General features: G+C 50.9%; 26 protein-coding genes. 10 read left to right on the forward strand and 16 right to left on the reverse strand.

What is annotated here, in order from left to right; genetic code table 11:
* Positions 1–60: 60 nt before the first annotated feature.
* The 3 genes from ydgH to fnr all read right to left on the reverse strand — a co-directional run bounded on the left by ydgH (position 61) and on the right by fnr (position 3,107).
* A complete protein-coding gene (gene ydgH / locus GTPT_RS10665; RefSeq protein ID WP_025903136.1) occupies positions 61–1,014 on the reverse strand; it encodes a DUF1471 family protein YdgH in 954 nt (317 codons plus the stop codon).
* A 258-nt stretch (positions 1,015–1,272) separates the two neighbouring features.
* Positions 1,273–2,226: a universal stress protein UspE gene (uspE, locus tag GTPT_RS10670; protein ID WP_029990390.1), complete on the reverse strand. Its 954-nt coding sequence runs from the start codon at positions 2,224–2,226 to the stop codon at positions 1,273–1,275.
* 128 nt (positions 2,227–2,354) lie between these two features.
* Entirely contained in the window at positions 2,355–3,107 is a 753-nt protein-coding gene (gene fnr, locus GTPT_RS10675; RefSeq protein ID WP_025903138.1) for a fumarate/nitrate reduction transcriptional regulator Fnr, read from the reverse strand.
* Positions 3,108–4,058: 951 nt separating this feature from the next.
* Between fnr and GTPT_RS10680 the strand changes: the two genes are divergently transcribed.
* Positions 4,059–4,397, forward strand: a complete 339-nt coding sequence (locus GTPT_RS10680) for a YegP family protein (protein ID WP_025903139.1) — start codon at positions 4,059–4,061, stop codon at positions 4,395–4,397.
* Between the two features lie 34 nt (positions 4,398–4,431).
* Here the strand turns inward: GTPT_RS10680 and GTPT_RS10685 are convergent, their stop codons facing one another.
* From GTPT_RS10685 to GTPT_RS10695, 3 genes are all read right to left on the reverse strand, one after another.
* Positions 4,432–5,643, reverse strand: coding sequence for a sugar transporter (locus tag GTPT_RS10685; RefSeq protein ID WP_276971226.1), 1,212 nt, complete (start codon positions 5,641–5,643; stop codon positions 4,432–4,434).
* Between the two features lie 117 nt (positions 5,644–5,760).
* Positions 5,761–6,321 carry a cytochrome b/b6 domain-containing protein gene (locus tag GTPT_RS10690; RefSeq protein WP_235501129.1) on the reverse strand — a complete coding sequence of 187 codons (561 nt, stop codon included), beginning with the start codon at positions 6,319–6,321 and terminating at the stop codon, positions 5,761–5,763.
* Positions 6,322–6,496: 175 nt separating this feature from the next.
* Positions 6,497–7,759, reverse strand: a complete 1,263-nt coding sequence (locus GTPT_RS10695; protein WP_029990391.1) for an MFS transporter — start codon at positions 7,757–7,759, stop codon at positions 6,497–6,499.
* Positions 7,760–7,851: 92 nt separating this feature from the next.
* Between GTPT_RS10695 and GTPT_RS10700 the strand changes: the two genes are divergently transcribed.
* The 3 genes from GTPT_RS10700 (at position 7,852) to bioD (ending at position 10,857) form a co-directional block, all read left to right on the forward strand.
* Positions 7,852–8,742: a LysR family transcriptional regulator gene (locus GTPT_RS10700; RefSeq protein WP_025903143.1), complete on the forward strand. Its 891-nt coding sequence runs from the start codon at positions 7,852–7,854 to the stop codon at positions 8,740–8,742.
* Between the two features lie 113 nt (positions 8,743–8,855).
* Complete coding sequence (locus tag GTPT_RS10705) at positions 8,856–10,067, forward strand: ROK family protein (RefSeq protein WP_029990392.1); 1,212 nt, start codon at positions 8,856–8,858, stop codon at positions 10,065–10,067.
* A gap of 109 nt (positions 10,068–10,176) precedes the next feature.
* Positions 10,177–10,857 (forward strand): dethiobiotin synthase, encoded by a 681-nt coding sequence (gene bioD / locus GTPT_RS10710; protein ID WP_025903145.1) that lies wholly within the window; start codon positions 10,177–10,179, stop codon positions 10,855–10,857.
* Positions 10,858–10,898: 41 nt separating this feature from the next.
* Here the strand turns inward: bioD and GTPT_RS10715 are convergent, their stop codons facing one another.
* The 3 genes from GTPT_RS10715 to ydfG form a co-directional block, all read right to left on the reverse strand.
* On the reverse strand, positions 10,899–11,162 hold the full coding sequence (locus GTPT_RS10715; RefSeq protein ID WP_029990393.1) for a DUF1161 domain-containing protein: 264 nt from the start codon (positions 11,160–11,162) through the stop codon (positions 10,899–10,901).
* Between the two features lie 42 nt (positions 11,163–11,204).
* Positions 11,205–11,549 carry a DUF1283 family protein gene (locus GTPT_RS10720; RefSeq protein ID WP_025903146.1) on the reverse strand — a complete coding sequence of 115 codons (345 nt, stop codon included), beginning with the start codon at positions 11,547–11,549 and terminating at the stop codon, positions 11,205–11,207.
* A gap of 132 nt (positions 11,550–11,681) precedes the next feature.
* The gene (gene ydfG, locus GTPT_RS10725) at positions 11,682–12,431 is read right to left on the reverse strand and encodes a bifunctional NADP-dependent 3-hydroxy acid dehydrogenase/3-hydroxypropionate dehydrogenase YdfG (protein ID WP_025903147.1); all 750 of its coding nucleotides are present in this window, start codon (positions 12,429–12,431) and stop codon (positions 11,682–11,684) included.
* A 418-nt stretch (positions 12,432–12,849) separates the two neighbouring features.
* Here ydfG and guaD point away from each other — a divergent pair, with 418 nt between their 5' ends.
* Genes guaD through xdhC form a run of 4 tightly spaced genes read left to right on the forward strand, consistent with a single transcriptional unit; the run spans position 12,850 to position 18,741 of the window.
* Positions 12,850–14,193, forward strand: a complete 1,344-nt coding sequence (guaD, locus tag GTPT_RS10730) for a guanine deaminase (protein WP_111678750.1) — start codon at positions 12,850–12,852, stop codon at positions 14,191–14,193.
* Positions 14,177–15,622 carry a xanthine dehydrogenase small subunit gene (gene xdhA, locus GTPT_RS10735; RefSeq protein ID WP_029990395.1) on the forward strand — a complete coding sequence of 482 codons (1,446 nt, stop codon included), beginning with the start codon at positions 14,177–14,179 and terminating at the stop codon, positions 15,620–15,622. Before guaD ends, xdhA begins: the two co-directional genes overlap by 17 nt.
* Positions 15,612–17,975, forward strand: coding sequence for a xanthine dehydrogenase molybdopterin binding subunit (gene xdhB / locus GTPT_RS10740; protein ID WP_029990396.1), 2,364 nt, complete (start codon positions 15,612–15,614; stop codon positions 17,973–17,975). The genes xdhA and xdhB overlap by 11 nt, the downstream gene beginning before the upstream one ends.
* Complete coding sequence (xdhC, locus tag GTPT_RS10745) at positions 17,965–18,741, forward strand: xanthine dehydrogenase accessory protein XdhC (protein ID WP_029990397.1); 777 nt, start codon at positions 17,965–17,967, stop codon at positions 18,739–18,741. The genes xdhB and xdhC overlap by 11 nt, the downstream gene beginning before the upstream one ends.
* A 151-nt stretch (positions 18,742–18,892) precedes the next feature.
* On the opposite strand, the gene hpxO is transcribed toward xdhC, so the two are convergent.
* The 3 genes from hpxO to GTPT_RS10760 form a co-directional block, all read right to left on the reverse strand.
* Positions 18,893–20,050 carry an FAD-dependent urate hydroxylase HpxO gene (gene hpxO, locus GTPT_RS10750; RefSeq protein WP_025903152.1) on the reverse strand — a complete coding sequence of 386 codons (1,158 nt, stop codon included), beginning with the start codon at positions 20,048–20,050 and terminating at the stop codon, positions 18,893–18,895.
* A gap of 274 nt (positions 20,051–20,324) precedes the next feature.
* The gene (locus GTPT_RS10755) at positions 20,325–20,609 is read right to left on the reverse strand and encodes a hypothetical protein (protein ID WP_025903153.1); all 285 of its coding nucleotides are present in this window, start codon (positions 20,607–20,609) and stop codon (positions 20,325–20,327) included.
* 1,051 nt (positions 20,610–21,660) lie between these two features.
* Positions 21,661–22,155, reverse strand: a complete 495-nt coding sequence (locus tag GTPT_RS10760; RefSeq protein ID WP_029990398.1) for a M48 metallopeptidase family protein — start codon at positions 22,153–22,155, stop codon at positions 21,661–21,663.
* A gap of 404 nt (positions 22,156–22,559) precedes the next feature.
* Here GTPT_RS10760 and GTPT_RS10765 point away from each other — a divergent pair, with 404 nt between their 5' ends.
* On the forward strand, positions 22,560–23,003 hold the full coding sequence (locus GTPT_RS10765) for an NUDIX hydrolase (protein WP_029990399.1): 444 nt from the start codon (positions 22,560–22,562) through the stop codon (positions 23,001–23,003).
* Between the two features lie 352 nt (positions 23,004–23,355).
* Here GTPT_RS10765 and GTPT_RS10770 read toward each other — a convergent pair whose 3' ends face one another.
* Together GTPT_RS10770 and GTPT_RS10775 are read right to left on the reverse strand one after the other, a co-directional pair.
* The gene (locus GTPT_RS10770) at positions 23,356–23,694 is read right to left on the reverse strand and encodes a type II toxin-antitoxin system RelE/ParE family toxin (RefSeq protein WP_025903157.1); all 339 of its coding nucleotides are present in this window, start codon (positions 23,692–23,694) and stop codon (positions 23,356–23,358) included.
* A gap of 14 nt (positions 23,695–23,708) precedes the next feature.
* Entirely contained in the window at positions 23,709–23,981 is a 273-nt protein-coding gene (locus GTPT_RS10775; RefSeq protein WP_029990401.1) for a hypothetical protein, read from the reverse strand.
* Positions 23,982–24,511: 530 nt separating this feature from the next.
* Here GTPT_RS10775 and GTPT_RS10780 point away from each other — a divergent pair.
* A complete protein-coding gene (locus tag GTPT_RS10780) occupies positions 24,512–25,132 on the forward strand; it encodes a lytic polysaccharide monooxygenase (RefSeq protein WP_038011378.1) in 621 nt (206 codons plus the stop codon).
* Between the two features lie 347 nt (positions 25,133–25,479).
* Here the strand turns inward: GTPT_RS10780 and GTPT_RS10785 are convergent, their stop codons facing one another.
* Positions 25,480–26,256 (reverse strand): hypothetical protein, encoded by a 777-nt coding sequence (locus tag GTPT_RS10785; RefSeq protein WP_029990403.1) that lies wholly within the window; start codon positions 26,254–26,256, stop codon positions 25,480–25,482.
* Between the two features lie 12 nt (positions 26,257–26,268).
* Positions 26,269–26,730 carry a hypothetical protein gene (locus GTPT_RS17840; protein WP_241964905.1) on the reverse strand — a complete coding sequence of 154 codons (462 nt, stop codon included), beginning with the start codon at positions 26,728–26,730 and terminating at the stop codon, positions 26,269–26,271.
* Between the last annotated feature and the right edge of the window lie 137 nt (positions 26,731–26,867).

Genomic DNA, 26,867 nt, shown 5'->3' on the forward strand with positions numbered 1-26,867 from the left:
AAGCGGGGATTAGCCGCCTCTGCGGGTAACAAATAATTATCCGCAAAGACGGCTAAGGCATTATTTAAACAGTTCTGCAGTAACGGTCAGGTTACCGCCGCTCTGGTTCTGCCATTGACGGGTGATATGGTAGAACTTCGCGCCTTTATCAGCGGCGAGACGTCCGATAGCATCAGAAATTTCAGTCGGTGTCCCGAAGTGCCCTGTGGTTGTCACAGTAGCGAACGGTGTCATCTGTGCTGCAGTCAGCGCGCTGAGATCCTGAACGGTCCGGCCATCCGGCAAGGTGACAGTGTAACGTTGTCCGGTGGATGACTGAGTTTCAAAGAAACGGCCGATACTTCTGTCCGGGGTATCGGAAGAGGCAACGCCCGGGATCTGGACATTCTTAGCCGCACTACCGCCCGCGGCTAATGCCGCTTTACCGGCTTCTGAATTGGCCGGAATGGCATCCGGGCTCTGGACCTGGCGGGTTTTTGCATCGGCTTTATAGATATAGGCCGTGACATACTGATTACCGCCGTTGTTAGCATCGATCTGGCGCACGATAAAAAACGAAGCAGCGCCTTTCTCTTTTGCAGCACGGCTAATGGCATCCACCACATCCGGCTGGTTTGGGAAGTAGCCGCTGACAGTGACCGTATCGTAAGGGATCAGGCGGTATGCGACCTTTTTAGGTAACTGCTGAACGCCGTTAATGGTACGGAAAGTGGTTTTTTTCGGGACGGGGGCGGCATTACTGTGATAAAGCGCAGCGGTCACCCGCCAGTTACCGCTGTTTCCGGTGGCATCACTCACACCTTCCACATAGAACGCTGCTGCACCTAATTCATCAGCGCGTCTGGAAATGGCATCACTGGCATCGCCCAGTGAATTAAAATGGCCGATGATATTAATCCGGGTAAATGGCTCCAACTGAGCGGCTTTTTCCGGAGTGAGTACCTGAGCTGCGAAAGCATTGACTGTCGTTACAGAGAAAAGCGCCGCAACTAAAAAAGTTTTCTTTAAATTCATAAACAAATAATCCTTTCCCTTACGCCTGAATGAGTCGAAAACATGCCGGATATTAATATTTCGTCTGTTTGCCGACGATTATTACATGTAATAAATGTGCTGTCTCAGTCAATTTAGTGATTACGCCGGACACACATCAATGGTTCAGTCGCGGGGCAGAACATATCCCCTTACCGCAAAGGAGAATACTACGGCAAAGTGATCATCTGATGAATATAAAGAGCTTCTCTGCGGGAACAGAGAAGCTGGCAGGAGGAATTAATGTTCAGACGGAGGGACGTTTTTTGCTTCCGGGCTGACGAAATCATCGGGTTTAATAACCAGCAGGTCGCAGCGGAGATGATCGATGACCTGTTCGGCAGTATTGCCAAGGAAGGCGGCGGAAAGTCCGGTTCGTCCGAGCGACCCGAGAACCACCACACCGGCATCCAGCTGAGCTGCTATCGCCGGGATGACCTCTTCAGGGTCACCTTTTTCCACGTGGGTGAATTCATCTCCGATAGAAAACTGCTGTCGCAAGGCTTTCATCGCAATCAGATGCTGGCCGCGGATGGCTTCATTGTACGTTTCAGGATCAAAATCAGGCAGTTCAATAGCGATATTGACCGGCGTTAACGGATAAGCCCCGACAAGATGGACTTCCGTATGGTTGACCATGTCCGCCAGCTGCTGGCTTTCCCGGACCAGTTTCTGATTCAGGGAATCGTGGTGGGGCTCATCGCTGGAAAGATTGACCGCCACCAAAGCTTTACCGCCATCCGGCCAGGGTTGATCTTTGACCATCCAGACCGGCCCCGGACATTTCCGCAGCAGATGCCAGTCTGTCGGTGTAAAGATAACAGACTCCAGACGATCATGCTGATGTGCCATTTTCAGGACTAAATCGTGCCGGTGTTCCAGCACCTCATCGATAATCGCCTCATGCGGGCGGTTATGCCAGACCACTTTGATTTCGATGTTCACACCGGCGTCAAGGTAGGCTTTCGCCTGCTGGCGTATCCATTCACTGCGTTGATTAATGACGCCCTGCCGCATACTGGTACGCTCATCCGGGGAAAGCAACGTCGTCATTTCATAGGAAAAGTCGTAGATGGGCAGAAAGGCTTTGATTTTTCCGCCGATACGCTGATTAAGATACACCGCCCGCCTTAACGCCGGTTGATCGTCCTGCTCCGGGTCAATAGCGACCAACACATTCTGATAGAGGGACATACTGACATCTCCACGGAAAACCTTTGATTGACTAAAGATAGCCTAAGTTAATCCCACGGAGAAGAAAAGTTATTACAGTGCGTGGCCATCTGAGCCACCACTGTAATACGGCAGAGAAGAACTCCTGCTTAATTACAGGGAGCCGTCTGGCCCGCCAGCTCGGTCAGCATCGCATGATTTTCAATCGTGATATATTTTCCTTTCACGGCGAGCATACCGCTTTTCTGGAAACGTCCCAGCAACCGGCTGATCGTTTCAACGGTCAGTCCGAGATAATTGCCGATATCTCCGCGGGTCATCGTTAAACGAAATTCACGTTGAGAGAAACCACGCTGGGCGAAACGGCGGGCAAGATTCCAGATAAAAGCCGCCAGACGTTCTTCGGCACTCTTTTTCGATAACAGCAGGATCATGTCCTGGTCACTTTTGATTTCCCCGCTCATCAGACGCATCATCTGCTGACGCAGGGCCGGCATTTTCCCTGATAGATCATCGAGGGTTTCGAAGGGGATTTCACAGACCATGGACGTTTCCAGTGCCTGAGCGAAGCTCGGGTGATGGCTGGTAATAATAGCATCGAAACCCACTAAATCACCGGCCAGGTGAAACCCGGTGATTTGTTCATCACCCTGTTCGGTGATCGTGTAACTTTTCAGCGTACCGGACCGAATGGCATAAAGTGATTTTAGTTCGTCACCCGCTTTGAAAAGTGACTGGCCTTTCTGGATAGGTTTTTTACGCTCAATGATGTTATCCAGCTGGTCAAGCTCATGTTCATTCAGAGTAAAAGGGATACACAACTGATTGATACTGCAATCCTGACAATGGATTGCGCAACCGCCAGATTGAACCCGGCGAATAATCCTTTTTTCTGGAATCATAATTCAGCTCCGGTAGTAATTAACTGACAGGGATTTTGACATTTTTCGCGAAGAAAAACAGGTTTATAGTGGTCTGTTACTAAAATATTTTAAATTTTCAACAGAGGATTTCAAAATGTTTCATGAATTCATCAGGTTATTTATCGGTAACAGTATAAACTAAATTGTCTTACCGGGTTTAGCAGAGAGAGACATTATCCTCAATCGGGAGCAGATTCAGAATTTAACCAGGCTTGCCGGTGATGAAAATTTCCCCGGTGGGGCAGAAAGGGCGGCTGATTGAGATAACCGCCCCCGTTCCGGCGGGCGGAAAGGGATGATGAACCACGATCACTCTTAAGCGTTTAAGAAGATAACGGGGAATGTTAATTCGATGAATATGATAATACTCTGTCTTCATTACGTTCGGTCAGCCGGATCCCGTTCTTCAGCTTTTGCAGGCAGCCTGCCGTTCAGTTGTGAAATGAGTACCACTCAATGTTTTATGCAATGGCCGGAATATGTAGCTTACTGAAATGACAGAGATTCAGGAGCCGCCCGGGGCTGTAGTCTCTTATGGCAGGGTAATGTTATGTTCCACTCCGTCATATTGAAAAAACAGGGAAGTGAAAACAGGGGGAGAGTTTACGCAAAGACGGCAGACGTTATCTGTACCAACAGAGAACACATAAAAGCCTCAGCAATGTTAATTATGTTATGACATTAATTATTATGCAACGCAGTCTCTGCGTCACTGACTTTGTGCACATTTACTGTCGGATGCGGAAGGCGTAAGCCTTAAGCCGCGGGGTGTGGTGTGATAATACTACCGGAATCATCAGACGTGAATACCGGTTTTTTGTTAGCCACAGTGAAGTTTCGCTACGATGGTAACTTTAGCGGTGTACCCAGGTTGCTTTTCAGGCCAATCCGGCAAACACTTAAACGGGTTAACCAGATAAAGGAGCCAACATGAGTGGAAAGTATGAGGTCTTTCAGGGGAAAGATCAGCAATATTATTTCCGACTGAAAGCTGCGAATGGTGAAATTATCCTCAGCAGTGAGGGGTACACGACGAAGAGCGCGTGTCATCACGGGATTGCTTCGGTTCAGAAACACAGTCCCGATGACCACAATTATCAACACCTGACGGCTAAAAATGGCGAGCCTTATTTTACGTTGCGTTCGGCAAATCATCAGGTAATCGGACGGAGTGAGCTTTATAGCTCCACGGCCGCGCGGGATAAAGGCATTGAGTCGGTGAAAAAAAACGGGCCGGGGAGTCCAGTCACTGAACTTCCGGCCCGTTGAGCTGCTGAGCATCCCCGGGGTCCCGGGGATAGTTTCAGAAGTTAGAACGTAATTGCGGATATTTCCGCAGGCTGTAAAGACACCACAGCAGGCTGACGGCACCGAAGGCCGCACCGACATAACCGACCGCGGACATTCCCACATGGGCGCTGACCTGATTACCAATCAGCGCGCCGGCACCAATACCGATATTATAAATACCTGACATCAGAGACATGGCTACATCCGTCGCATCCGGGGCCAGAGACAAGACCCTTACCTGCATCGCCAGGTTAATCGACATCATCGCTATTCCCCAGACAATACACAGCAGGCTTATTTCACCCGGATGGGTCGCGGTTAGCCACAACAGGCCCATACAGAGTGTAATGGCTGCGATAGCACCGGCAAGTAACGCGGAAGGCAGTCGTTTACCCAGTGCACTGAACAGCACACTCCCAAAGATCCCCGCGCCTCCGAACAGCAATAACAGCAGGGTGGTAAAGTTTTCATCCTGGTGGGCTATCTGCTGCATAAAAGGCTCAATATAGCTGTAAGCCGTATAATGCGCAGTCACTACCAGAGTGACCAGCAAATACATGCTCAGCAGGGCCGGGCGACGACACAGTTCCGGCAGACTTTTCAGGGAGCCGGTGTGTTCGCTGTTCATTTTCGGCAGCAGTCTGGCCAGCATGATCATCAGTACAAACGAGGCCACCCCGATCAGCCCGAAGGTGGTACGCCAGCCCATGGTCTGACCGATAATCCGTCCCAGCGGTACGCCCAGAACCATCGCCAGTGCCGTCCCGGTCGCAATCATGCTCAGTGCCTGGGTCTTTTTGCCCGGCGGGGCAATACGGATGGCCAGAGAGGCGTTGATCGACCAGAAGACCGCATGGGTGATAGCTATCCCGATCCTGGAAACCAGTAAGGTATTAAAGCTCCAGGCGAAGGCGGACAGAATATGACTGGCGATGAAAATCACCAGTAAGCCGACCAGCAGGATCCTGCGTTCAATATTGCGGGTCACCAGCATCAGAGGCAACGAAAGCAAGGCCACACACCATGCGTAAATCGTCAGCATGATCCCGACATCCGCCGTTTTCATATTGAAGCTGGAAGCTATATCGGACAGGAGTCCCACAGGGACAAATTCCGTGGTATTAAAAATGAAGGCTGCAATAGCCATCAGAAGAACCCGTAACCAGGCAACTTTCCTGGAGGTGTTAGCCGGGTTTTCATGCATTGTTGGCGAATCTGCTGTCATAAAAAATGCTTTTTCCCTTAGCTGTTGAGTGATCTGCATCACACTATAGAACAATTGTGACGATTTTACCGGGCTGATGAAACCCTTAATTCGGTTGTCTGCTGCAGAAAGAAACGATTAATCAGTTTTCCGCCACCGCCGGGGAAGCATATTTTGCAGGGCATTATCTTCACGAAGAAATTGGTGCGCGAGAGCCGCCATCGCGTGCAGACCAATCAGCCAGTAGCCGGAAAGCGCAATGATTTCATGCCAGCGGATAATTTCACGGCTTAGCATGACATCAGGATGCGGTGATTGTGGCATAGGGATCCCAAACAACTGCCAGGGGATCCCATGCAGATATCGTGAGGTTATTCCCATCACCGGCAGGCCGATAAACAGCAGATAGAGTGCGCACTGGCCCAGCCAGGAAACCACTTTATTCAGCCAGTGTAACCGGGGCGTAATTTGTGGTGATTTGAAGACGCATCGCAACGCCAGACGGATAACCATCACCGTTAAAATCAGCACACCGCAACTCATATGTGTGCCCGTCAGGATCCTGCCTGGCAGAGACCCCCGGGCCGCCATGGTTCGCAACTCGATGGTGGCATACACAATTACCAGCAGTATCAACGTTAACCAGTGCAAACGGATTTGCCAGCGGTGGTAACCCCCCTGATAATTTTCGGACATCATCTACCCCGCAGATTAAAAAAACCGGGTCCGGTGGATGGGTATCTGGCCGGACCACAAAAGAGCAGACAGTATAAGGGAAAACGTGGCGGAAGTTGTCAGTAAACGGGAAGAAGGTTGCAGACAGGGGAAACATCAGATGAACGCCCGGGACCGGGCGTTCACAGGAGGACGGAGATCAGGTGACAGGTTGCAGCCGGCGCATCAGTTTATAACCGACCAGCAGCGCCAGTGATAATAACACGGCGATAAATGCGGCCACGCCTGGCCATCCGTAAAGTTTCCAGAATATTCCGCCTGAGGTGCCGGCAATGCTGGACCCTCCGTAATAGCAGAACAGATACATGGAAGATGCCTGACCTTTGGCCCGACGGGCACGTATGCCTATCCAGCTGCTGGCAATGGAGTGCGCGGCAAAGAACCCCCCGGTAAACATCAGAAGACCGGGCAGGATGAGCCAGACGGATGCAAACAGTGTTAACAGCACACCTGTCAGCATCAGGCCGACACAGCTCAGGAACACCGGTCCGCGACCGAAGCGTGCGCTCATGGCACCGGCCTTCGGCGAGCTCCAGGAACCCGCCAGATAAACGACAGAGATCAACCCGACAGTGGCCTGACTCATGGAATACGGGGCATGTAACAGCCGGTAGCCGATATAGTTAAACAGGGTGACGAAAGCGCCCATCACCAGGAAACCGATAATAAACAGCAGCGGCAGGCCTTTATCACGGAAATGCAGGCGGAAATTAATGAACAACGCCTTAGGTTTCAGTGGTACAGGACGAAAATGGCGTGAGGCGGGCAGAATTTTGGCAAACATGACCGCGGCGGCCAGTGCACAGCAACCGATGGCAAGGATTGCAATTCTCCAGCTGGCGATGTCAGTAATAACTCCGGTTAACAACCGGCCGCTCATCCCCCCGATAGAGTTACCGCTGATATAGAGTCCCATGGAGAAAGCCAGTACTCCGGGGTGCATCTCTTCGCTGAGGTAGGTCATGGCGACGGCGGCCACACCGCTGAGGGATAAACCGAGCAGGGCTCGCATCACCAGCATCGCGGTCCAGTTGGTCATCAGCGAAGAGGCGATAGTAAAGCAGCCTGCCAGGATCAGTGCACCGACCATCATTTTTTTTCTGCCTACGGCATCTGAAATCGGCCCGGTGATCAACAGACCGAGAGCCATACAGGCGGTAGAGACAGAGAGCGATACGCTACTCATGGCCGGAGTGATATCAAAATGATGGGAAAGCACCGGAAGTATCGGCTGAACACAATAGAGCTGGGCAAAAGTGGCAAGACCGGCAGAAAACAGGGCGAGGGTGACCTGCAGGAAGGCCCGGGTACCGCGTGTAATATAGGGGGATTTACTTCGCGGTTGGGCAGGGCTCTCTTCTTCCGCTAACGGAAGCGTCGTCGCCCGGGACGTACTGTTCATGAAAGATCCTCTGTTATTCAGGTGCGGATACTCTAGGAAACAGCAAATAAGTTGTCTAATATATTAATAATCTCAAATAAGATGATTTAAATATGAATATTGAGTTAAGGCATCTGCGCTACTTTATTGCGGTAGCGGAAGAACTGCACTTCGGGCGTGCAGCATTGCGGCTGAATATCTCTCAGCCGCCGCTCAGTCAGCAGATCCGTCAGCTTGAAGAAGCCGTGGATGCCTGTCTTTTCGTCCGAAATAATCGACGGGTAGAACTGACGACCGCAGGTGAACAGTTTCTGACCGATGCCAGGGCCATCCTGTTGCAGGTGGATCAGGCCAGCGAGCGCGCCTCCCGACTGCATTACGGCGACAGCGGGGAATTACGTATCGGTTTTACCTCCTCTGCACCGCTGATTAAGCAAATACCGGACGTTGTCTACCGGTTTCGGCGGCGTTATCCGGATGTGCATCTTCACCTGCAGGACAGAAACAGCCGGCAGTTGCTGACCCCGCTGCAGGAAGGGCGGATTGATCTGGCGATCATGCGTAATACTCCGTTGCCGGATGACCTTCAGTACCGCTTATTACAGACCGAAACGATGTGTGCCGTGGTGCATAAAGATCACCCGCTGGCCGGTGAACGAAAAATATCCCTGCAGCAATTACGGGATGAGTCGTTTATCTTCTTCGACCACCAGGGCGGGACGGCGTTGTACAGTGAGATCCTTGGGCTGCTGCAACGTTATGAGGTTACTCCGAATATCACGCTGGAAGTCGGGGACGCGATGGCAATCCTCGGGCTGGTGGCGACCGGGCTTGGTGTCTCTATTTTACCGAGGTCTTTCCGCCGGGCCAGGCTCAGTGAAGTCGTCTGGCTGGAGCTGACCGAAACGGATGCCCGTTCCGAATTATGGATGGTCTGGTCCGCTCACCGACAGGTAACGGCGCCGTTGCGTCATATGCTGGAGTTGCTGGCGACCCTGTCCTGAAATAATCTTGCGTGAAGTCAATCACATTTCCTTATTTGTCGCCATCGTCCCTTTGGTAAATCCCCCATAATCACTCTGATTTAGCGGGTAACTGAAAAACAGGGAGGCAGCGAGTGTACGCAGCACATCAGCCAGGACACACCGACCTGATCCGGCAGGTCAATGCCGGGACAGTCTATCGCCTGATTGACTGTTACGGTCCGGTCTCCAGGATCGCACTGTCACGTCTTTCCCTGCTGGCTCCGGCCAGTATTACTAAAATTATCCGCGAAATGCTTGAGGCCCGGCTGGTTCGTGAATGCGGGCTTAATGAACCGGGACTGCGGGGGCGACCGGCAACCGGCCTGGTGCTGGATTGTGCAACCTGGCATTTTCTGGTGTTACGTATGACGGGGCGTTTTCTGTATATTACGCTGCGTGATCTCAGCGGGCATGAGGTGGCAGGCTCACAACAGGATCTGCCGGCGGATCCCGCCACCTGTATTCCCGATTATCTCTCAGAAGTTGTCGGGGACTTTTTTTCCCGCTATAACGCGCTAACCGAACGCCTGACAGCAATCACACTTATTCTGCCGGGGGTGATTGATGCTGCCAGCGGCACAGTGCACCGCATACCTTATTATCACGCAAGAGATATTCCGCTGGCGCAAAGTCTGCATCAGCGGACAGGGCTCACTATTTATGTACAGCAGGATCTGAAGGCCAGTCTGCTGGCTGAACATTTCTTCGGTGCTGCCAAAGGTTCTGATGACATTATTTATCTGGTGGCCGGTCGGCAGATAGAGGCTGCGGTCATCAGCTCAGGCAGACTCCTGCATAAAAACAGCACGACTCAGGCAGAGGTGGGACATACGGTGATGGATCCCGGGGGACGGCGCTGTGACTGCGGCCATTATGGTTGCCTGAATACCCTGGCAGGAAGCAGCCCTCTGACAGAACGCTGGCGCCAGAGTGCCGCAGAGTCCGGCCCCCCCCTGTTGCCGGGGACTGAAATAGCCGCATTGTGTCATGCAGCGCTCTCGGGTCATCTGCCGTCGCAGTCGATTATCCGTTATAGCGGAGAACAGATTGGGCGGAGTCTGGCCATGCTGGTGAATCTGTTTGATCCTGAATATATATTGATAGATTCGGCGCTGAATAATGCCGCAGAAATCTTTTATCCTGCCCTGTATTCCACCATAAAAAAGGAGTCTGTCGCCCGACGCCTCGGTTCGCTGATCATAAAACCTGCCAGCTTCAGCGGGGCAGATACCCGGCCTGGTACCGCGCTGATTAAAGAGGCGTTATACAGTGGTGAGTTATTGCATCAGCTTTTACAAGGTTAAGTTGCCTTAAACTTGCGTTAACGCAATTCCTCCCCCCCGGTAATCCCCTAAAATGCGTTTTACATTCAATTATCTGAACTATCAGTCAGAATTTTCCCGGGGAGCTCAAGTGAAAAAAGTGTTTATTACAGGCACCGACACTGCTGTAGGTAAGACAGTTGTCTCACTGGCCCTGTTGCAGGTCGCTTTACAACAGGGAAAACGTTGTGTGGGTTATAAGCCGGTCGCGAAGAATGCTTTGCCGACCGCGGAGGGCATGCGGAATAACGACGCACTATTACTGCAGAAAGCCAGCTCTGTCGGGCTTGCGTATGAAGATATTAATCCGTTTCCGCTTTCCGGCGATGAAATCAGTACCAGTCCGGGGTGCCGGGTGGATTATGAAGTGCTGACCGCCGGGCTTGATAACATCAGCGAACAGTCTGACTGCGTGGTCGTGGAGGGGACGGGGGGATGGCACTGTCTGATGAATAACGAAAGGCCACTCTCCGATTGGGTCGTCAGTCAGCAATTACCGGTGATCCTGGTCGTCGGGATCAAACTGGGATGTATCAATCATGCCTTACTGAGTGCCGAAGCGATTCTGAATGACGGCGTGCCACTTTACGGGTGGGTAGCGAACCGTATCAACCCGGGGCTGGCAGAATATGCCAGTATTATTGAAGTGCTGAAAAAACAGATTGGTGCTCCTTTGCTGGGGGAAATTCCGTATCTGCCCAGAGCAGAGCAACGTGACTTGACGAAGTTTCTGGATCTGTCACGGGCGGAAGAGGCGATATTCGAGAGTTAACGCCGGGCACAGGAGCAGGGTGCCTGCTCCTGTGCCCGGGATTAGCCGGCAGAAGACGGACTGTTGCTGTCGCTCAGACGCTTGTAGACAATTTTCTGGCTGTCGTTCTGGCAATGCCCGACCACCAGGCCACCTTTCTGATCGGCCTGATCGCTTGGTACGATATCCAGGCTGAAGCCGGTCTCAGGTACACCGTTAGCAATGATCTTTTTACTGATATCGGCTTTTACCGACTCGCAAGATGCCTGAGCCAGCAAAGGACAGGCAATCAGCAGGGCACCGGCCCATAAGATTTTACGTTTCATATGTGGTTCCTTTTCTTTGTAAAGACGCAATTGTTATTATCATCAGGGAGTTATCGGACGTCCTGTGCGCCGGTCAAGGCAGCGCAGGGTATTCGGCTCCCAGTAAGCATTGAGATTTGCACTCTGCTCACATTTATCACGGGTATCAAAAGCGTTATCAGCTTTATCAAACTCTTTCTCAACCCTGCGATTTACTTTATGCCGCAGTGAGCGGGTATCATCCCACTGCTGCTGGCGCTCACGCGCTTCTTCTTTTGTCAGCGCATTGTCGCCGTTATCAATAACAATGTGCTGTGTCGCTGCCCGGACGGCAGGTACTGCTGCCAGTGTTCCGCAACCCATCACCGCACACAGAACTACCGGTAAAATCACAGAGGTCTTTTTCATATTGAGTTCCTTTATTCTCAATGACGGACAGCCGGCCTTAGCTGTACCTGCGACTATCAGTATAACATTTGAACGGCTTTTCCTGCCAGCCATGTGTCCGGTGAGGGCACCGTGGCCGGGGCGGCAGCGGCATCAGACATTTTTCATGACTTTCAGACCGCCGTACGCCTGGCAGACCGGCATCATTTCCAGGGTATTAATATTGACATGGGCAGGCAGCGTCGATACCCAGTAAACGGATTCGGTAACATCTTCGGCAGTCAGCGGCTGCGTACCGTCATACACGGAGCTGGCTTTACTGTCATCGCCTTTAAAGCGGACATTTGAAAACTCAGTGCCTCCCACCAGGCCTGGCTCGATATTGGTGACACGAACCGCGGTACCCTGCAGATCTGTCCGCAGATTAAGACTGAACTGGCGCACAAAGGCTTTGGTGGCTCCGTAGACGTTGCCGCCCTGATAAGGCCAGTTACCGGCGGTTGAGCCGATATTAATCACATGGCCTTTATTGCGGGCGACCATGGCCGGTAACACGGCACGGGTCATAAACACCAGTCCTTTGGCATTGGTATCTATCATGGTCTCCCAGTCATCAGTGCTGGCATTCTGTGCCGGTTCTATCCCCAGTGCCAGCCCGGCATTATTCACCAGGATATCGATAGCCTGCCATGCTTCCGGTAATTCGCTCAGTGCCCGATCGATAGCGTCCTTGTCGCGAACATCCAGTTGTAACGGATACAGACTGTCGCCATGAGTGAGCTTCAGTTGCTGCAGGCGATCGGCCCGGCGTCCGGTGGCAATGACTTTATGCCCGTTCGCGATAAAACGGCGGGTAATAGCTTCCCCGAATCCTGCTGTCGCACCTGTTACCAAAATAATCATAGTGTTTTATGTCCTGTTATTTTTCCTGAGATATGCCATAAACATAGCATTGAAAACTGACCCATGCCTATACCTTATCAATGGTCACGGGCCCCGGGGAGCCGCGACGCCCCTCCATTGTGCATATGTGATCTCCCTGCACTATAGCAGGGCAGGATTTTCGTGAGCAGCAGTTTTCAACCGGGAATAATTATCAGGACAATCGGTTGCTATCAAAAAGCAAACGATTACCTTTCCGGGCAGCCCGGTAAAACCCGCACATCAGTAATAACCCGGGGAAGATTATTTAACGTATTGAAAATAAGAGACTAATTTTAAACATCCTCTCTGGCACGTTACTTGCAAACTTCCTGTCATACCACTGATACGTGATCAGCAGATTTCGGGACAGAGATCGGAAAGGAGACGGGGAGCTATGATGTCAAAGAAACGCCTGCAGGGGTTCCGTGCTGCATTTATACACTATGCGGGAGTGGCACACCACAGTGATGAAATCGCCGGGCAGTTTCGTTATCTGCCCGACGGACTGTTATTAATTGCCGACGGAAAGGTCGTTTCGCTGACCCCCTGGGATGACGGTAACAATGTGCCGGAAGGCTGTGAATTCACTGATTACCAGGGACGGTTGATCCTGCCCGGGTTCATCGACACCCATATTCATTTTCCGCAGACAGAGATGATTGCTGCTTATGGTGAGCAGTTACTGGAATGGCTGGAAAAGTATACCTTCCCGGTGGAAAGCAAGTATGGCGACAGTGAATATGCCAGTGCGATGGCCGCATTCTTTATCCGTCAGCTGTTCAGCCATGGTACTACTACTGCGCTGGTCTTTGCGTCTGTGCATCCTCAGTCCGTGAATGCGCTCTTTCTTGAAGCACAGAAGTATGCCATGCGCATTATTGCCGGGAAGGTGATGATGGACAGGCATGTGCCCGAGGCGTTACTGGAAGACCCGGCGGAAAGCGCCCGACAGACCCGGCAGTTGATTGAGCGGTGGCACGGTAAAGGGCGGCTGGGTTACGCCATTACCCCGAGATTTGTTCCCACCTCCTCACCGGCATTACTGGAACAGGCCGGTGTACTACGCCGTGAATATCCGGATGTCTGGATGCAGACCCATCTGAGTGAAAATATACGGGAAATTGAGTGGGTCAGTGAACTCTTCCCGGAACATGACAATTACCTCGGCGTGTATGACCACTATCAGCTGACGGGTAAACGCAGTGTCTTTGCACATTGTATTCATTTGCAGGATAAGGAGTGGACGTGTCTTCAGCAGACCGGCTCCTCTGTCGCCTTTTGTCCGTCGTCCAATCTGTTCCTCGGCAGTGGTTTGTTTAAGCTGTCTGCAGCGAAGGCGAGGAAGATCCCGGTCGGGATAGGGACAGATGTGGGTGCCGGTACCAGTTTCAGTCTTCTCCGTACACTGGGGGATGCCTATAAGGTGCAGCAATTGCAGAGTTATAAACTGAATGCCTGCGAGGCTTTTTATCATGCCACGCTTGGCGGTGCTCATGCCCTGGACCTGGATAGCGTTATCGGTAATTTCGCACCGGGTAAAGAAGCTGACTTTATTGTGGTTGACCTGACGGCCACACCGCTACAAAAACTGCGTTGTTCCGGAAGTACCGATATCCTCGATAAGCTTTTTGTACTGATGACGTTGGGTGACGAGCGCAATATCACGCATACCTGGGTAAACGGCGAATGTGTATGGACACAGGGAGAGACAGAGGAGAATGACCATGCAATTTTTGCTTAATCAGCAGCTGATCACGGTCAGTCATCTTGACCCGAATATGACGGTACTGAATTACCTGCGGGAAGAAAAACAGCGTTGCGGCACCAAAGAGGGATGTGCCTCCGGTGACTGCGGTGCCTGTACGGTGGTGGTGGCGTCACTGGAAGAGGATAAGCTGCACTATGAGACGGTGAACAGTTGCCTGACACTGGTCAGTGCCTTACACGGTAAACAATTGATCACGGTGGAAGACCTGCAGGAGGGACAGCATCTGCATCCGGTACAGCAGGCCATGGTCGATAACCATGCCTCTCAGTGCGGTTTCTGTACCCCGGGCTTTGTGATGTCACTGTTTGCCTTAATGAAACATGGTGGTTCTGCCGGGCATACAGAGACGGAACTGGCGCTGGCCGGTAATCTTTGTCGCTGTACAGGTTATCGCCCGATCCTGCAGGCAGCCAGTGATATTGTGAGTCAGGGAATGAGTCAGGATCAGTTTCTGCGCCATCAGGCACTGACGAAAAAACAGCTTCATGCGATACAGACACCGGAAATACAGATCCTGCAACAGGGAGAGCGGATCGGTTATCTTCCACAGAATATGACACAACTTGCCGGACTTTATCTGCAACATCCCGATGCCGTGCTGGTGGCCGGCGGTACGGATTTATCTCTGGCCATTACCCAGTCCCGTCAACGGTTTCCGGTGCTGGTGGCGCTGAGTCATGTCCCGGAGCTGAAACACTGTTATCGTCAGGGGGGATCGCTGTTCATCGGCGCGGGGGCCAGTCTGACCACGGTTGCCGCCTTCCTTGCGCAACATATCCCGGCGACAGGTGCATTCTTTACCCGGTTTGCATCGTTACAAATCCGTAATCAGGGAACGGTTGGCGGTAATCTTGCCAATGCATCGCCGATCGGTGACTGTGCGCCAATGCTACTGGCCATGGATGCGCAACTGTTACTGCAATGCGGGGAGCAGCAGCGTCATCTGCCCCTGGAGGAATTCTTTACCGGTTACCGGCAGACCCGCCTCAGACCGGGTGAGTTTATCCGTTCAGTGATCATTCCATCCGTGACACTGTCACAAAAAACAACGCTGCATAAGGTCTCAAAACGAATTGACGATGATATTTCTGCGGTCTTCGCCGCGATTACGATCTCTGCAGATCATCAGGGACGCGCAGATCATGTGCGGGTTGCCTTCGGAGGGATGGCTGCGACGCCCTGCAGGGCTTATCGTTGTGAAGCGGTGCTCTCCGGGCAGGTCATCACTGCGGCGCTGATTGAGCAGGCCTGTGCAGCACTGTCTGAAGATTTCCAGCCATTGAGTGATTTCCGGGCCAGTGCCGGCTACCGCCGTGATGTGGCGGCGAATCTTTTACGTCGCTGGTATTTCCGCTATAGCGATCCTTCTGACCTGACGGAGATCACTGACTATGTCTCATAATTCTGTCGCGCTCTCCCGGGAAGCCCTGAAAGCACTGTTTGACGCAGAAAGCCCGGCTACGGTAGGCAGCCCCCTGATCCATGAGAGTGCTAAAAAGCATGTCTGCGGTGATGCGATATATATTGATGATAAAACCTGCCTGGCCGGGACGTTGCATCTGGCTCCGCGGCTCAGTGAACATGCCCGTGCGCGGATTGTGGCTATGGATGTCAGCCGCTGTTATGAAGTGGCGGGGGTGGTCAGGGTGATCACTTGCCAGGATGTGCCGGGGGTCAATGACATTGGCCCGTTAGAAGCAGGGGACCCGTTGCTGGCCGATGGCGAAGTGTTCTATCACGGGCAGATCGTGCTGGTGGTTGCGGCAGAAACCCGTGAGGCGGCCTTTGAGGCGGCGGCGCTGGCAGTGATCGAATACGAGCCGATGGAAGCCGTGCTGGATGTGCGTCAGGCATTGTCGCAGCAGTTGTATGTGCAGGAACCGCATCGTCATCAGCGTGGAGATGCAGCGGCGGCACTGCGCCTGACAAAACACCGTCTGCAGGGGGAATTTTCCATCGGTGGCCAGGAACACTTTTATCTGGAAACCCAGACGGCACTGGTCCTTCCGGCCGAAGACAACTGTATGACCGTCTATTCCTCAACCCAGAACCCGACCGAAGTACAGAAGCTGGTGGCTTCTGTACTGGATATACCGATGAGCCATGTGGTTATCGACATGCGCCGGATGGGGGGCGGATTCGGGGGAAAAGAAACCCAGGCCGCCGGGGTGGCTTGTCTCTGTGCGGTGGTTGCCCGCCTGACAGGACGGCCGGCCAAAATGCGCTTATCCCGCAGTGATGATATGCAGATCACCGGTAAGCGCCATCCGTTCTATGTCCGTTATGAAGTGGGTATCGATGAACAGGGCCGTTTCAGCGGTGTGAACATTGACCTGGCGGCAGACTGTGGTTATTCGCTGGATCTGAGTGGTTCGATTGTCGATCGTGCGATGTTCCATGCGGATAACGCCTATTACCTCGGGGATGCCTGCGTGACCGGTTACCGCTGCCGGACCCATACGGCATCTAACACCGCCTACCGGGGCTTTGGCGGCCCGCAGGGGATGCTGGCGATTGAACATATTATGGGGCATATCGCCACTTTCCTGGGATGTGACCCGCTGGTTGTTCGTCAGCTTAATTACTACGGCGGCGAGGGGCGTAATACTACCCATTATTACCAGCAGATTAAGCATGATCGGATGCCGGAAATTACGCAGCAGCTGATTAACGACAGCGATTATCACCGGCGGCGTGAAGACATTCGGGCTTTTAATGCTTCCCATGCCCGGGTAAAACGCGGGCTGGCACTGACTCCGGTAAAGTTCGGTATTTCGTTTACCTCCGGGTTTCTGAACCAGGCCGGTGCGCTGATACTGATTTATACCGATGGAACCGTGCAACTGAACCATGGTGGTACAGAAATGGGGCAGGGGCTGAACACCAAAGTGATTCAGGTCGTGGCGCAGGTATTGCAAATCAGCCCGTCGCAGATCCGTATTATGGCCACCGATACCAGTAAAGTCCCGAATACCTCACCGACAGCAGCCTCCAGCGGGGCTGACCTTAACGGTAAAGCGGCGCAAATTGCGGCCACCACCTTACGCACGCGTCTGACAGAGATGCTGGCAGAGAAACATCAGTGCCGTGACGACGAGGTTGTATTCCGGAACGGCGTCGTGCGTGCCGTTGATCACTATTACAGTTTTGCGGATGTCGCTCAGATGGCCTGGCTGAATCAGGTACCATTATCCGCGACCGGGTATTATAAAGTCCCTGAAATTCACTACGATCGGGCGGCAGGGCGCGGACAACCGTTCTATTATTTTGCCTACGGTGCTGCCTGCTGTGAGGTGATTATCGACACTCTGACCGGGGAATATCGCCTGCTAAGGACAGACATTCTGCATGATGTCGGCGCATCGCTGAATCCGGCCCTGGATATCGGCCAGATTGAAGGGGGGTTTGTTCAGGGTCAGGGCTGGCTGACCTGCGAAGAGTTGTTCCGGGACAGCAGTGGCAAACTGCTGACCCGCGGACCCGCCAGTTATAAGATCCCGGCCATCAGCGATATGCCGATCGATTTCCGGGTCAAATTGCTGGAAGAGAGAGAGAACAGTCAGCCGACGGTCTATCACTCAAAGGCGGTGGGAGAACCCCCCTTTATGCTGGCGATCGCGGTGTTTTGTGCCCTGCAGGATGCAATTTCGGCGACAACGGACTACCTTCATTATCCGCTGACCGACAGCCCGGCAACCCCGGAGCGGGTTCTGGCAGGAATACAGAAACTGCGGGAGGCCAGGGATGGACAATGACGACTGGGTCACCCGGCTTGCGGAGTTGCGCGAAGCGGGGATGCCATGTGTACTTATCACCGTGATGGGAGAGCGCGGCTCGGTTCCCCGCGGCGGCGGCAGTAAAATGATTATCACCGCAGAGCAGAGCTGGCTGACCATCGGCGGGGGGCAGCTCGAATTCCGGTGTATGGAAATTGCCCGTGAAATGCTGCAGCAGGGAGAAAGCCATCCCCGCTATGAGCAGTTTTCGCTGGGAGCCAGATTTGCCCAATGTTGTGGCGGGGCCGTCTCCGTCTTTTTTGAGCCGCTATGGAATTCACGCCCGCAGATTGTGGTTTTCGGGGCCGGCCATGTAGGGCGGGCTCTGATTACGTTACTGGCAACCTTGCCCTGTCAGTTGGTATGGGCGGACAGCCGGGCGCAGTATTTACAGCAGGCTCCTCAGGGGGTGCGCTGTTGTTGTGAGGAGGAATTAACTGACGTGGTGACCGCCGCCGCGCCGGGCAGCTACTTTGTCGTGATGACGCATAACCATGACCTGGATTTACAACTGGCAGAACAGGTGCTGCGCCGTGGTGATTGCCGGTATCTGGGGGTAATTGGGTCACAGACCAAACGGCAGCGGTTTCGTTACCGGCTGGAAGGCAAGGGGATATCGTCAGGACAACTGGAAACCCTGCGTTGTCCCGCCGGGATTGCTGAAGTGAGCGGTAAACTCCCGGCCGAAATTGCCGTCTCGATTGCCGGGGAAATCATTGCTGAATATCAGAAAGATCGCTGCTGACGACGTCTTTATTTCCCACCGTCCACGTGAGCCTGTCTGAATAAGGGTCACGCAGGCCGCGGGGAAGGACGGTATGACCATCACAGCCTGCTCAGGGCTCGGGGTATAATGCCGGCGGATCACCGGCATAGCGCCCTGCACAGTGCCTCTGTCAGCCCAGCGGGCCTCCTTCAATTGTTTCACACATCCCGGCAAGGACATTGACACCATCTTCACGGGTCAGTGCCTGATACCAGGCAGCGGTAACCTGAGGGTCTTTAGCGTGGGTTACATCACAGCGTTTACGGGCTTTCAGGATCAGGTCTTTCACACGCTCATTCCGTCGTTGCTGATAACGGAGCAGACTATCTTCGATGCCCAGCGAATGTGAAGCCAGTACCGAGGCCAGTACCACAGCATCTTCCATGGCTGCACAGCCTCCCTGGCCGATATCCGGAGTGGTACTGTGTGCGGCATCTCCCAGCAGAGCCACACGACCTTTAACAAACTCCATAAAGGGTTCTATATCATGGATCTCTACCCGGTTTGTCGTCTGCGGGTCAATAGTATCAATCAGACGTTGTACCGGTTCCGCCCATCCACGGAAATAGCCTTTCAGGTCTTCTTTGACCGTACTGCGGTCTTCCGGTAATCCCTTCGGCAAAGGAACATCAAAAAAGAAGTAGAAACGGTTGCCGCTGACCGGCATCAGGGAAACGCGCTTACCTTCACCGACATAAGTTGTCCACTGATCGGCAGGCGCGATAGACTCATCAATGGTGACCAGTCCGTTCCAGTTTACATACCCGGCATAGCGGCGCTCAGTGGGGATTTCCCGGACGTATTCACGCACTACAGAGTGGGTACCGTCTGCCGCAATCAGGAAATCACCTCTGGCATGACTATTGTCATCAAACCAGACGCTGACACCTTCCGCATCCTGTACTACCCGACAGACACGTTTACCAAAATGGATTTTTTCGGCGGGGTAACTATCAATCAGCAACTGCTGCAGCTCAGCCCTGGCGACCGGATAGGGGGACTCACCGACACGTGACACCAGGGGAGCCATACTGAAGCGGGTCATATCGTTGCCGCTGACAAAATCGCGGTAGGCCATCCAGGCCATGTTCCCGCCCAGTGCTTTTACCGCATCGCGCAGGCCAAGGTAGTTCAGACATTTCACCCCGTTTGGCCAGACAGAAATAGCGGCACCCACGGGCTTAATTTCTTTCACGGCTTCGTAGACTTCAGCATCATAACCACACCGGCCGAGTGCCAGCGCTGTGCTCATCCCGCCAATACCTGCACCGATAATTATTGCTTTCATTTTTTTCTCCTTTTGCGGACAGGAGAATGGCTGCAACTTTTGTACCAACCCGAAAGTCAGAGATTTTTTTGACGGGATACATATAAACTAGTGGAGATACAGGGGGTTAAATAATTCTGAGCTGCATCGTGATGATGCACGTGAACAGTGCAAACATCATCAGTCGCGCGAAGGGTGCACTAAGAAAAAGCAGACTGAATCGATGGTTTCATCTGCCGGTAATTTTGAAGACATGCTGTCGGTGAACATAAACCGGCAGAGGGGAGCTCTCAGCTCAGCGGTAAGACAGGGTCATAATTCCGCGTGAATGGGTCGTATTGAGCCAGTTCATCTGACTGGTACCGAAATCCGGCGGAAGCGTGGCTGTCGTGAGTTGAGGCAAGGCTTGTGTCGCCACGGGCCGGATAGTCTTCGGGCAATTAAATTCGCTATTATGATAATCGTAACCACATGCAGACTGATAAATATATCCGGTAAATTGAATGGTTCCGTCACTTGAATAACTGCTGAGACAGAAAAACAAAAAAAACAAACTAACCCCGACCCTGAATATTTTCATTCATTACTCCGTGCATAAAATTCGTTGGTATATAGTCATCGAAGAAATTAATAAATCAGATTCAGATAATGATAGATCTCTACCGATCGCAGAAACGTACTGCCAGCCACCGGGAATCAATAATGCGACATAAAATAAACGGGCAGAGGGCGTAAAACGATTCCGGATTACAGTCAAGAAATCAATGATAGATTTTTCCTTTGAAAACCTGTTCTTTGATTAATTTATTAGCCTTTACATTTTTTATCAACTGTTTCTTTCCGTATTTTAAGTGAAATAAAAAATACCAATGCAAATCAGTCGATTGAGGTTTTCAGTAAGGGGCGGGTTCTGTAGTCATCGACGACAGGATCGCAGGGAGCTGGCAAAACAAATTATATTTGTAGCTATAATGTAAATAATAACAACAAATTAGTTACAAAACCCTGTGCGCGTTCATCTTCCCGGCATCAAGCGTCCTGCCCGGGACGTTAATCGGTGATAGTTTCTGCCGCAGGGATATCTTTCTCAAATAACTCCGTGAGAAAATATATTCAGAGCTATGTATTCTTAGAATAAACAGCAGTATGAAGTTCTTCAGTCAATATAATATTGCGGGCAGGGTAAGATAATAGTGGGCGCTGAAATTCAATTATCGTTTTAAAATAAATATCCCTGGCGTGAATAACTACTGATCCCTGAAAAAAAGAATATATATACTGCGTGACCTCTGCCATTCTATGACTTCACGTTTAATAAATACACTGTTCAGGAAATTAATCCGAAGAAACTCACGCAGAGGGACGTCTCCGGATACTGAAAGATGCAGTGACCGTCATCAGAAGAATAATACAATTTAGCGGGACAGCTGAAGGTTACAGTGACCATTAAGGTACGGGAGTACAGGACGTATACTTTTGTTCAGCGGTCGGCGTTAGTGCAAAAGCAGGGCCTGCAAGCCTTTTTTTTAGTTACAACATACATCAGGGGTTCATATAAATAAGAGCTGTCTGGAAGAACAGCTCCCAAATCAATAACAAAGCCGATTGTCGCAATCAGCAGGCGCAAGAGGTCAGGACTGCTGATCGCGCCAGTTCAGCCATAATCGCATATCAAACTCCAACTGATGATAATCCGGTTCCATATGACAACAAAGCTGGTAGAAGGCTTTGTTATGTTCTTTCTCTTTGAGGTGCGCCAGTTCATGAACCACGATCATTCGAAGAAACGGTTCCGGGGCCTCCCGGAATAAAGTCGCAATCCGGATTTCATTGTTCGCTTTCAGCTTTCCGCCCTGAACCCGTGAGATAAAGGTATTCGTACCTAACGTGCCGGTGATCGGGTTTTGTTTATTATCGTAATATACCTTTGAGAGCGAAGAAGCGTTCCGCACGTAACGCTGTTTATAGCTATCGACATACTGATACAGGGACTTATCACTCTGTATATCATGCCGGTCAGGATATTTATGGATCAGCCAGCGCCCAAGTTTTCCCTGGTCAGAGATGGTCTGGATCTGGCGGATAATGTCAGGGGGATATCCCTGAAGATACTTTAATGGCTTCATAAATACAGGATAACGAGAAATCTGGACGATATCATACCATAAACGGGCCGCTACCGGGCTACAGTAGGGTTCCGCAGAAAAAACATGTGTCAGAAAGATATTTAACTGTCGGTTAATATCCGTATACAGCCATTTTGCCCCTGAATTCTGGCGGTGCTACGTAAAAAATGCAGGGGTAATCCCCACATAATTCCTCAGAATTTACGTAGCGATACCAGAAGGAAAGGGGAGTAAGAGCCGGATTTACCGGGACCGATCGTGTATCCGGAGATGACCGGTTTCAGGTAAACCTGAAATGTCCGATAGCCTGCAATGACATGTCACTTAAAAATCGTTCCTGTTTTATTTTTATCCACAAAATCAGTTATTCTGTCTTACCTTGAAAACAGAAAAGGAATTATCCATTGCGCACACGTCATTCCGCACGTTTGATTATCATCAACTCCCTAAATCAGGTTTTATTATTCAGGTTCAGGCATGAAGATGATGCGCTGGCAGGTAAAGCATACTGGGCGACCCCCGGCGGAGGTGTGGAACCAGGAGAAACTTTTGAGCAGGCCGCCATCAGGGAACTCAAAGAAGAAACCGGTATTGATGTTGGCGATGTGGGCCAATCGTTAACTGAAAGAACTTTTGAAATGACGCTACCCAGCGGTGAGCTGGTTCTGGCATATGAGAGATTTTATTTAATCAGAATAGATCATGAAGATATCAGCACCCACGGATGGACTGAAAATGAAAAATCAGTCATTGATAATTATCACTGGTGGGATCTCAATGAACTAAGAAATACTGACGACATTGTTTACCCGTCAAATATCCCTGATATCTGCTCAGCGCAGGGTTAAACCAAAAGTACCAGGATGGAGCTCTGAAACATAGCCGGCCTGGGGTTTGCTGCGTTCCTGCAGTACGTTATGAAAACTGAGTTGAAACACTGGATGATCAGCTTGGCACAATGGCCGCAGATCTCAGTTATCGTTCATCGCCAGAGACAGGTTCAGATGCCGGCGATTAAGATTACCCGGGATCCATCATTATTTGGCCTGGATTATCTTGGTTCGTATAATGTATATTATGTTAAATGAGATATCACAATCCATCTAATCCTTCAGCCAATCATTTCCACCGCTTGGATTAAATACGAAAGTAGACCCAAGTACAGGCATAAAAAAACCCGGAATCACCGGGCATCAAGTGTCATTTCAGTATGTTAAAGCGGTAGAGTATTTTTTCGAAGTCCTGCTTCATGCTGACGAAAAGTAGTAGTTCGATATGCTCACCGTCAAAATCATAAAGCACCCGATATTCGCTCTCAACATCTAACCTTTCACGTAACATCAACCCCCGATCAGCAAGATGGGCATTAAAGCGGTATCTTTCGGGGTCTTCCATGATATTTTCTACCGAATCCATCAGCAACTTATCCACTAACTCGGCTGCGTGTTGTGTTCCGATAGTACCACTTTTATATGACTCAATATCCTTCAGGCACTCGTTCGCCATTGGTGCAACTTCGATTGAATACTGCTTTGACACTTAACACCTTCCTTTTATTTTCTTGCGGCACGCAACCTCCTTAAAGCCTCTTCAGGTGGCATACCTTTACCGTCTGCGATTTCCTTTTTAGCCATCATTGCCAGCTTAAAAAGGGCATTTATATTTCGTTCATTTTCAATTTCTCTCAGCTCTGCCTGGCGTTCTGCGGCGGTCTGAATGAAAAGTTCTGCTACACCGTTTTTCGTGACGTACATACCTCCTTCAAAATTTTGTGCATTTCCAAGACTGTCTCTTGCGAGTTTCTGGGACATGGTTTTAGCAGACATAAGTTTTTCCTCAATTGAGATTCACTGGCGAGAACAGCAATCTCTGCTCCTCGTTTGTTAAGACTTTGCTGAATTGCAAAGCGGGTTTCTCGCTAGTGCGGCGCGGGCAGCACATATTTATAGTATATCACTAGGGGTTTAATTGAGTACATATTTATCCACATAAAGATAGGAGGCTTTGCGATTCTGGAAAACCCGCTTTTGTAATAAATATGCAGCTATATTTCGGGTGTCGCTACGTGAAAAAACGGACATTACCCCCCTGCTCTTTCCTCAGATTTCACGTAGCGACGCCACTGTGTGAGTCCCGTTTTTCGAAAAATTCTGCCTGAAAATATCTGTGTCCTGGCGACACCGCGGAACGGCGTCCTCAAAAATGTGTAATGATGAAGAAGTGTCAGAGAAAATTAATAAATTAAAAAACTAATCCGTTCGATTAAATTTCCTCCTATACTTAGATCTCATTCTTCCGGAATGACTAGCCACAATGAGATAACCCTTAAATTTTCGTAGTTTATGGAGGATAGTCCATGAATAAGAATATGGTTTTATCTGCATTATCCGGTATTGCGTTAGTGTCCATTTCTATAACGAGTTATGCTGCTGAGAACTCTCCAAGGCATGGTTTTGTTATTGATCCACCCTCACGAGCTTATTTGTGTTCATCGCAAGGTGGAAACTTGAATAAAGATTGTGGTTCAATTCAATATGAACCTCAGTCACTGGAAGCGGCTAAGGGATTTCCTGAGAGCGGACCTGCTGATGGTCATATTGCCAGTGCCGGGCATGAGAATTATTCAGAGCTTGACGAACAAACAACAACCCGTTGGCATCATGTGACTTTGTCGACCGGAGATAACACGTTTACCTGGCACCTGACAGCTCCGCACAAAACCGAGAGATGGCGCTTCTATATTACTAAAAAGGATTGGGATCCAAACAGTAAACTGACCCGTGCACAGTTTGATCTCAGTAAACCTATTTGTGAACAGGATGATAATGGTAAATTACCGGATACCTCGGTAGTCACGATCAAAGATTGCAAAATCCCGGCCGATTACACTGGCTATCATGTCATTTTGGGTATCTGGGACGTCGCCGATACAGCCAATGCGTTTTATCAGGTTATTGATGCCAATATCAAGCCCTGATAGATAATCACTCACCTCAGTTATCCTGGTGATAAGCCGGGGTGAGTTAATATTTACCCGTCAGAACCTGATTTCACTCAATGTCGCTACGCGAAAAATAGGTGGTTTCCCCCCTGCTCTTCCCTCAGATTTCACGTAGCGACGCCATTGGTTTGTGTAATTTTTACCCTGAATTCCCCTCGCGTGGGAGCAACTGAGTCTTATCAACTGTACCCGGGATATAAGCCGGCATTGGTAGCTCTATCCGGCAAACGAACCACTGTTGGTAGCTGTGTTTATTTCGTTTACAGGGCAAGAGACTACGCGCGATAAGAAAAGATCTCAGGAAGTTCCTTTCGTGTGGTTTTTTATTTCAGCGATAACAACAATCTCTGATAATCAGGATTAACCTTCCTGACATGTTCTTCCTCGCCCTCTGGATAGGTTATAACCATCCCGTATCCTCGCTGTTTATCAGCCTCAATAAACACGTTTTTTTTAGCATGAAACTGTGGTTCTATTGTTATGAACTCCGTTCTTTCCAGTTGATAACGCCGGCTCCACTTTTCATCATCCGTATCCCCGCCGAAAAGTTTCAGGGTAGTCTTGTTAAACATGTGACTAATGAATGTTGTAGGAAAAAAGTCTGTCTTCAGTTCCAGTCTCTCGCCGCTGAATGCTCTGGCCCGCCCAGTCCCGTAACCATCACTGAGTCCGTAGTCCCCGAAATCAAAAATATAACTGGTATCGATAACCTCTTTTCCCTCCACCAGGGGAACATTGTCCGCAATTCTGAAGCTTACTATCAGTGAGTTCAGCTGCCACTGGCACGGGCCGCCGCCATCCACGGTAATCCGCAGACGGCGGATATTATCGCCATCAGAGGCACCGAAGGGTCGCTCAATATCGTTATAACCCGGTATATCATGCGGTTCATTGCTTGAGTTATAGCGCACAGATTTGCACTGTGCCGAACGGTACAGCAGCCCGGCGGGCTGCAGCGTAATCCCCTCCGGCTCCCGGAAAGTGACGTCCACCCACTTTGCATCCACCGGAGGAGACAGCGTTTTGTCAGGCCGGTTATCACACCCGGAAAGAAGCGTCACCGCGCACGCAATGACGGTGGTTTTATTCAGAAAATTCAACTTCTTCCTCCGTTACCGCCGCAAAGCGCAGCAGGGCATTTTTCCCGGTTGTGTCAGCCTCAGCGCAACCGACAACATGTCATGAAGGGCCAGAAACTCACGATTACGTTCAACCTCATCCGGATGACTGAAGCTCGCCTTTTTTTCAACGCCCTCCCGGAACCGGGCCCGCATGGCTTTCCGGTCCATATCCCGCACCGGATCGGCAAGCTCCAGCACCTGATTATGAATATAGGGAGGATTGGGCGGCGGTGTCGGATTGTAGTCGTAGCCGGATTGCCGCCACATCTCCACATCCCTGGCTGACGCCAGCGGATGGTACTCAAGCCTCACGTTCAGCCCTGAAACCGGGGTGTTGTTTTCATCAACGAACCGTAGTTCAAGCCAGTATTTATGCTGTTCTCCGCGACACTGAACTGTTTTATATTCAGGTCTGAGACTGGTGAAACAGGTGTTGTCGCCGATAATTTCCATGCTAATCCCTTGCACGTTATAAAGTTAATGTCAGCATCATGCGTCGAAAGAAACTTAAACAAAATCAGTTCGCCAGAGCTACGGATACCCCCGTTCTTCACCCGACCCTTCTATTACTGCTCACGCACCACCTGCGC

The organism is Tatumella ptyseos ATCC 33301 (genome assembly GCF_000735525.1).
Taxonomy (GTDB): domain Bacteria; phylum Pseudomonadota; class Gammaproteobacteria; order Enterobacterales; family Enterobacteriaceae; genus Tatumella; species Tatumella ptyseos.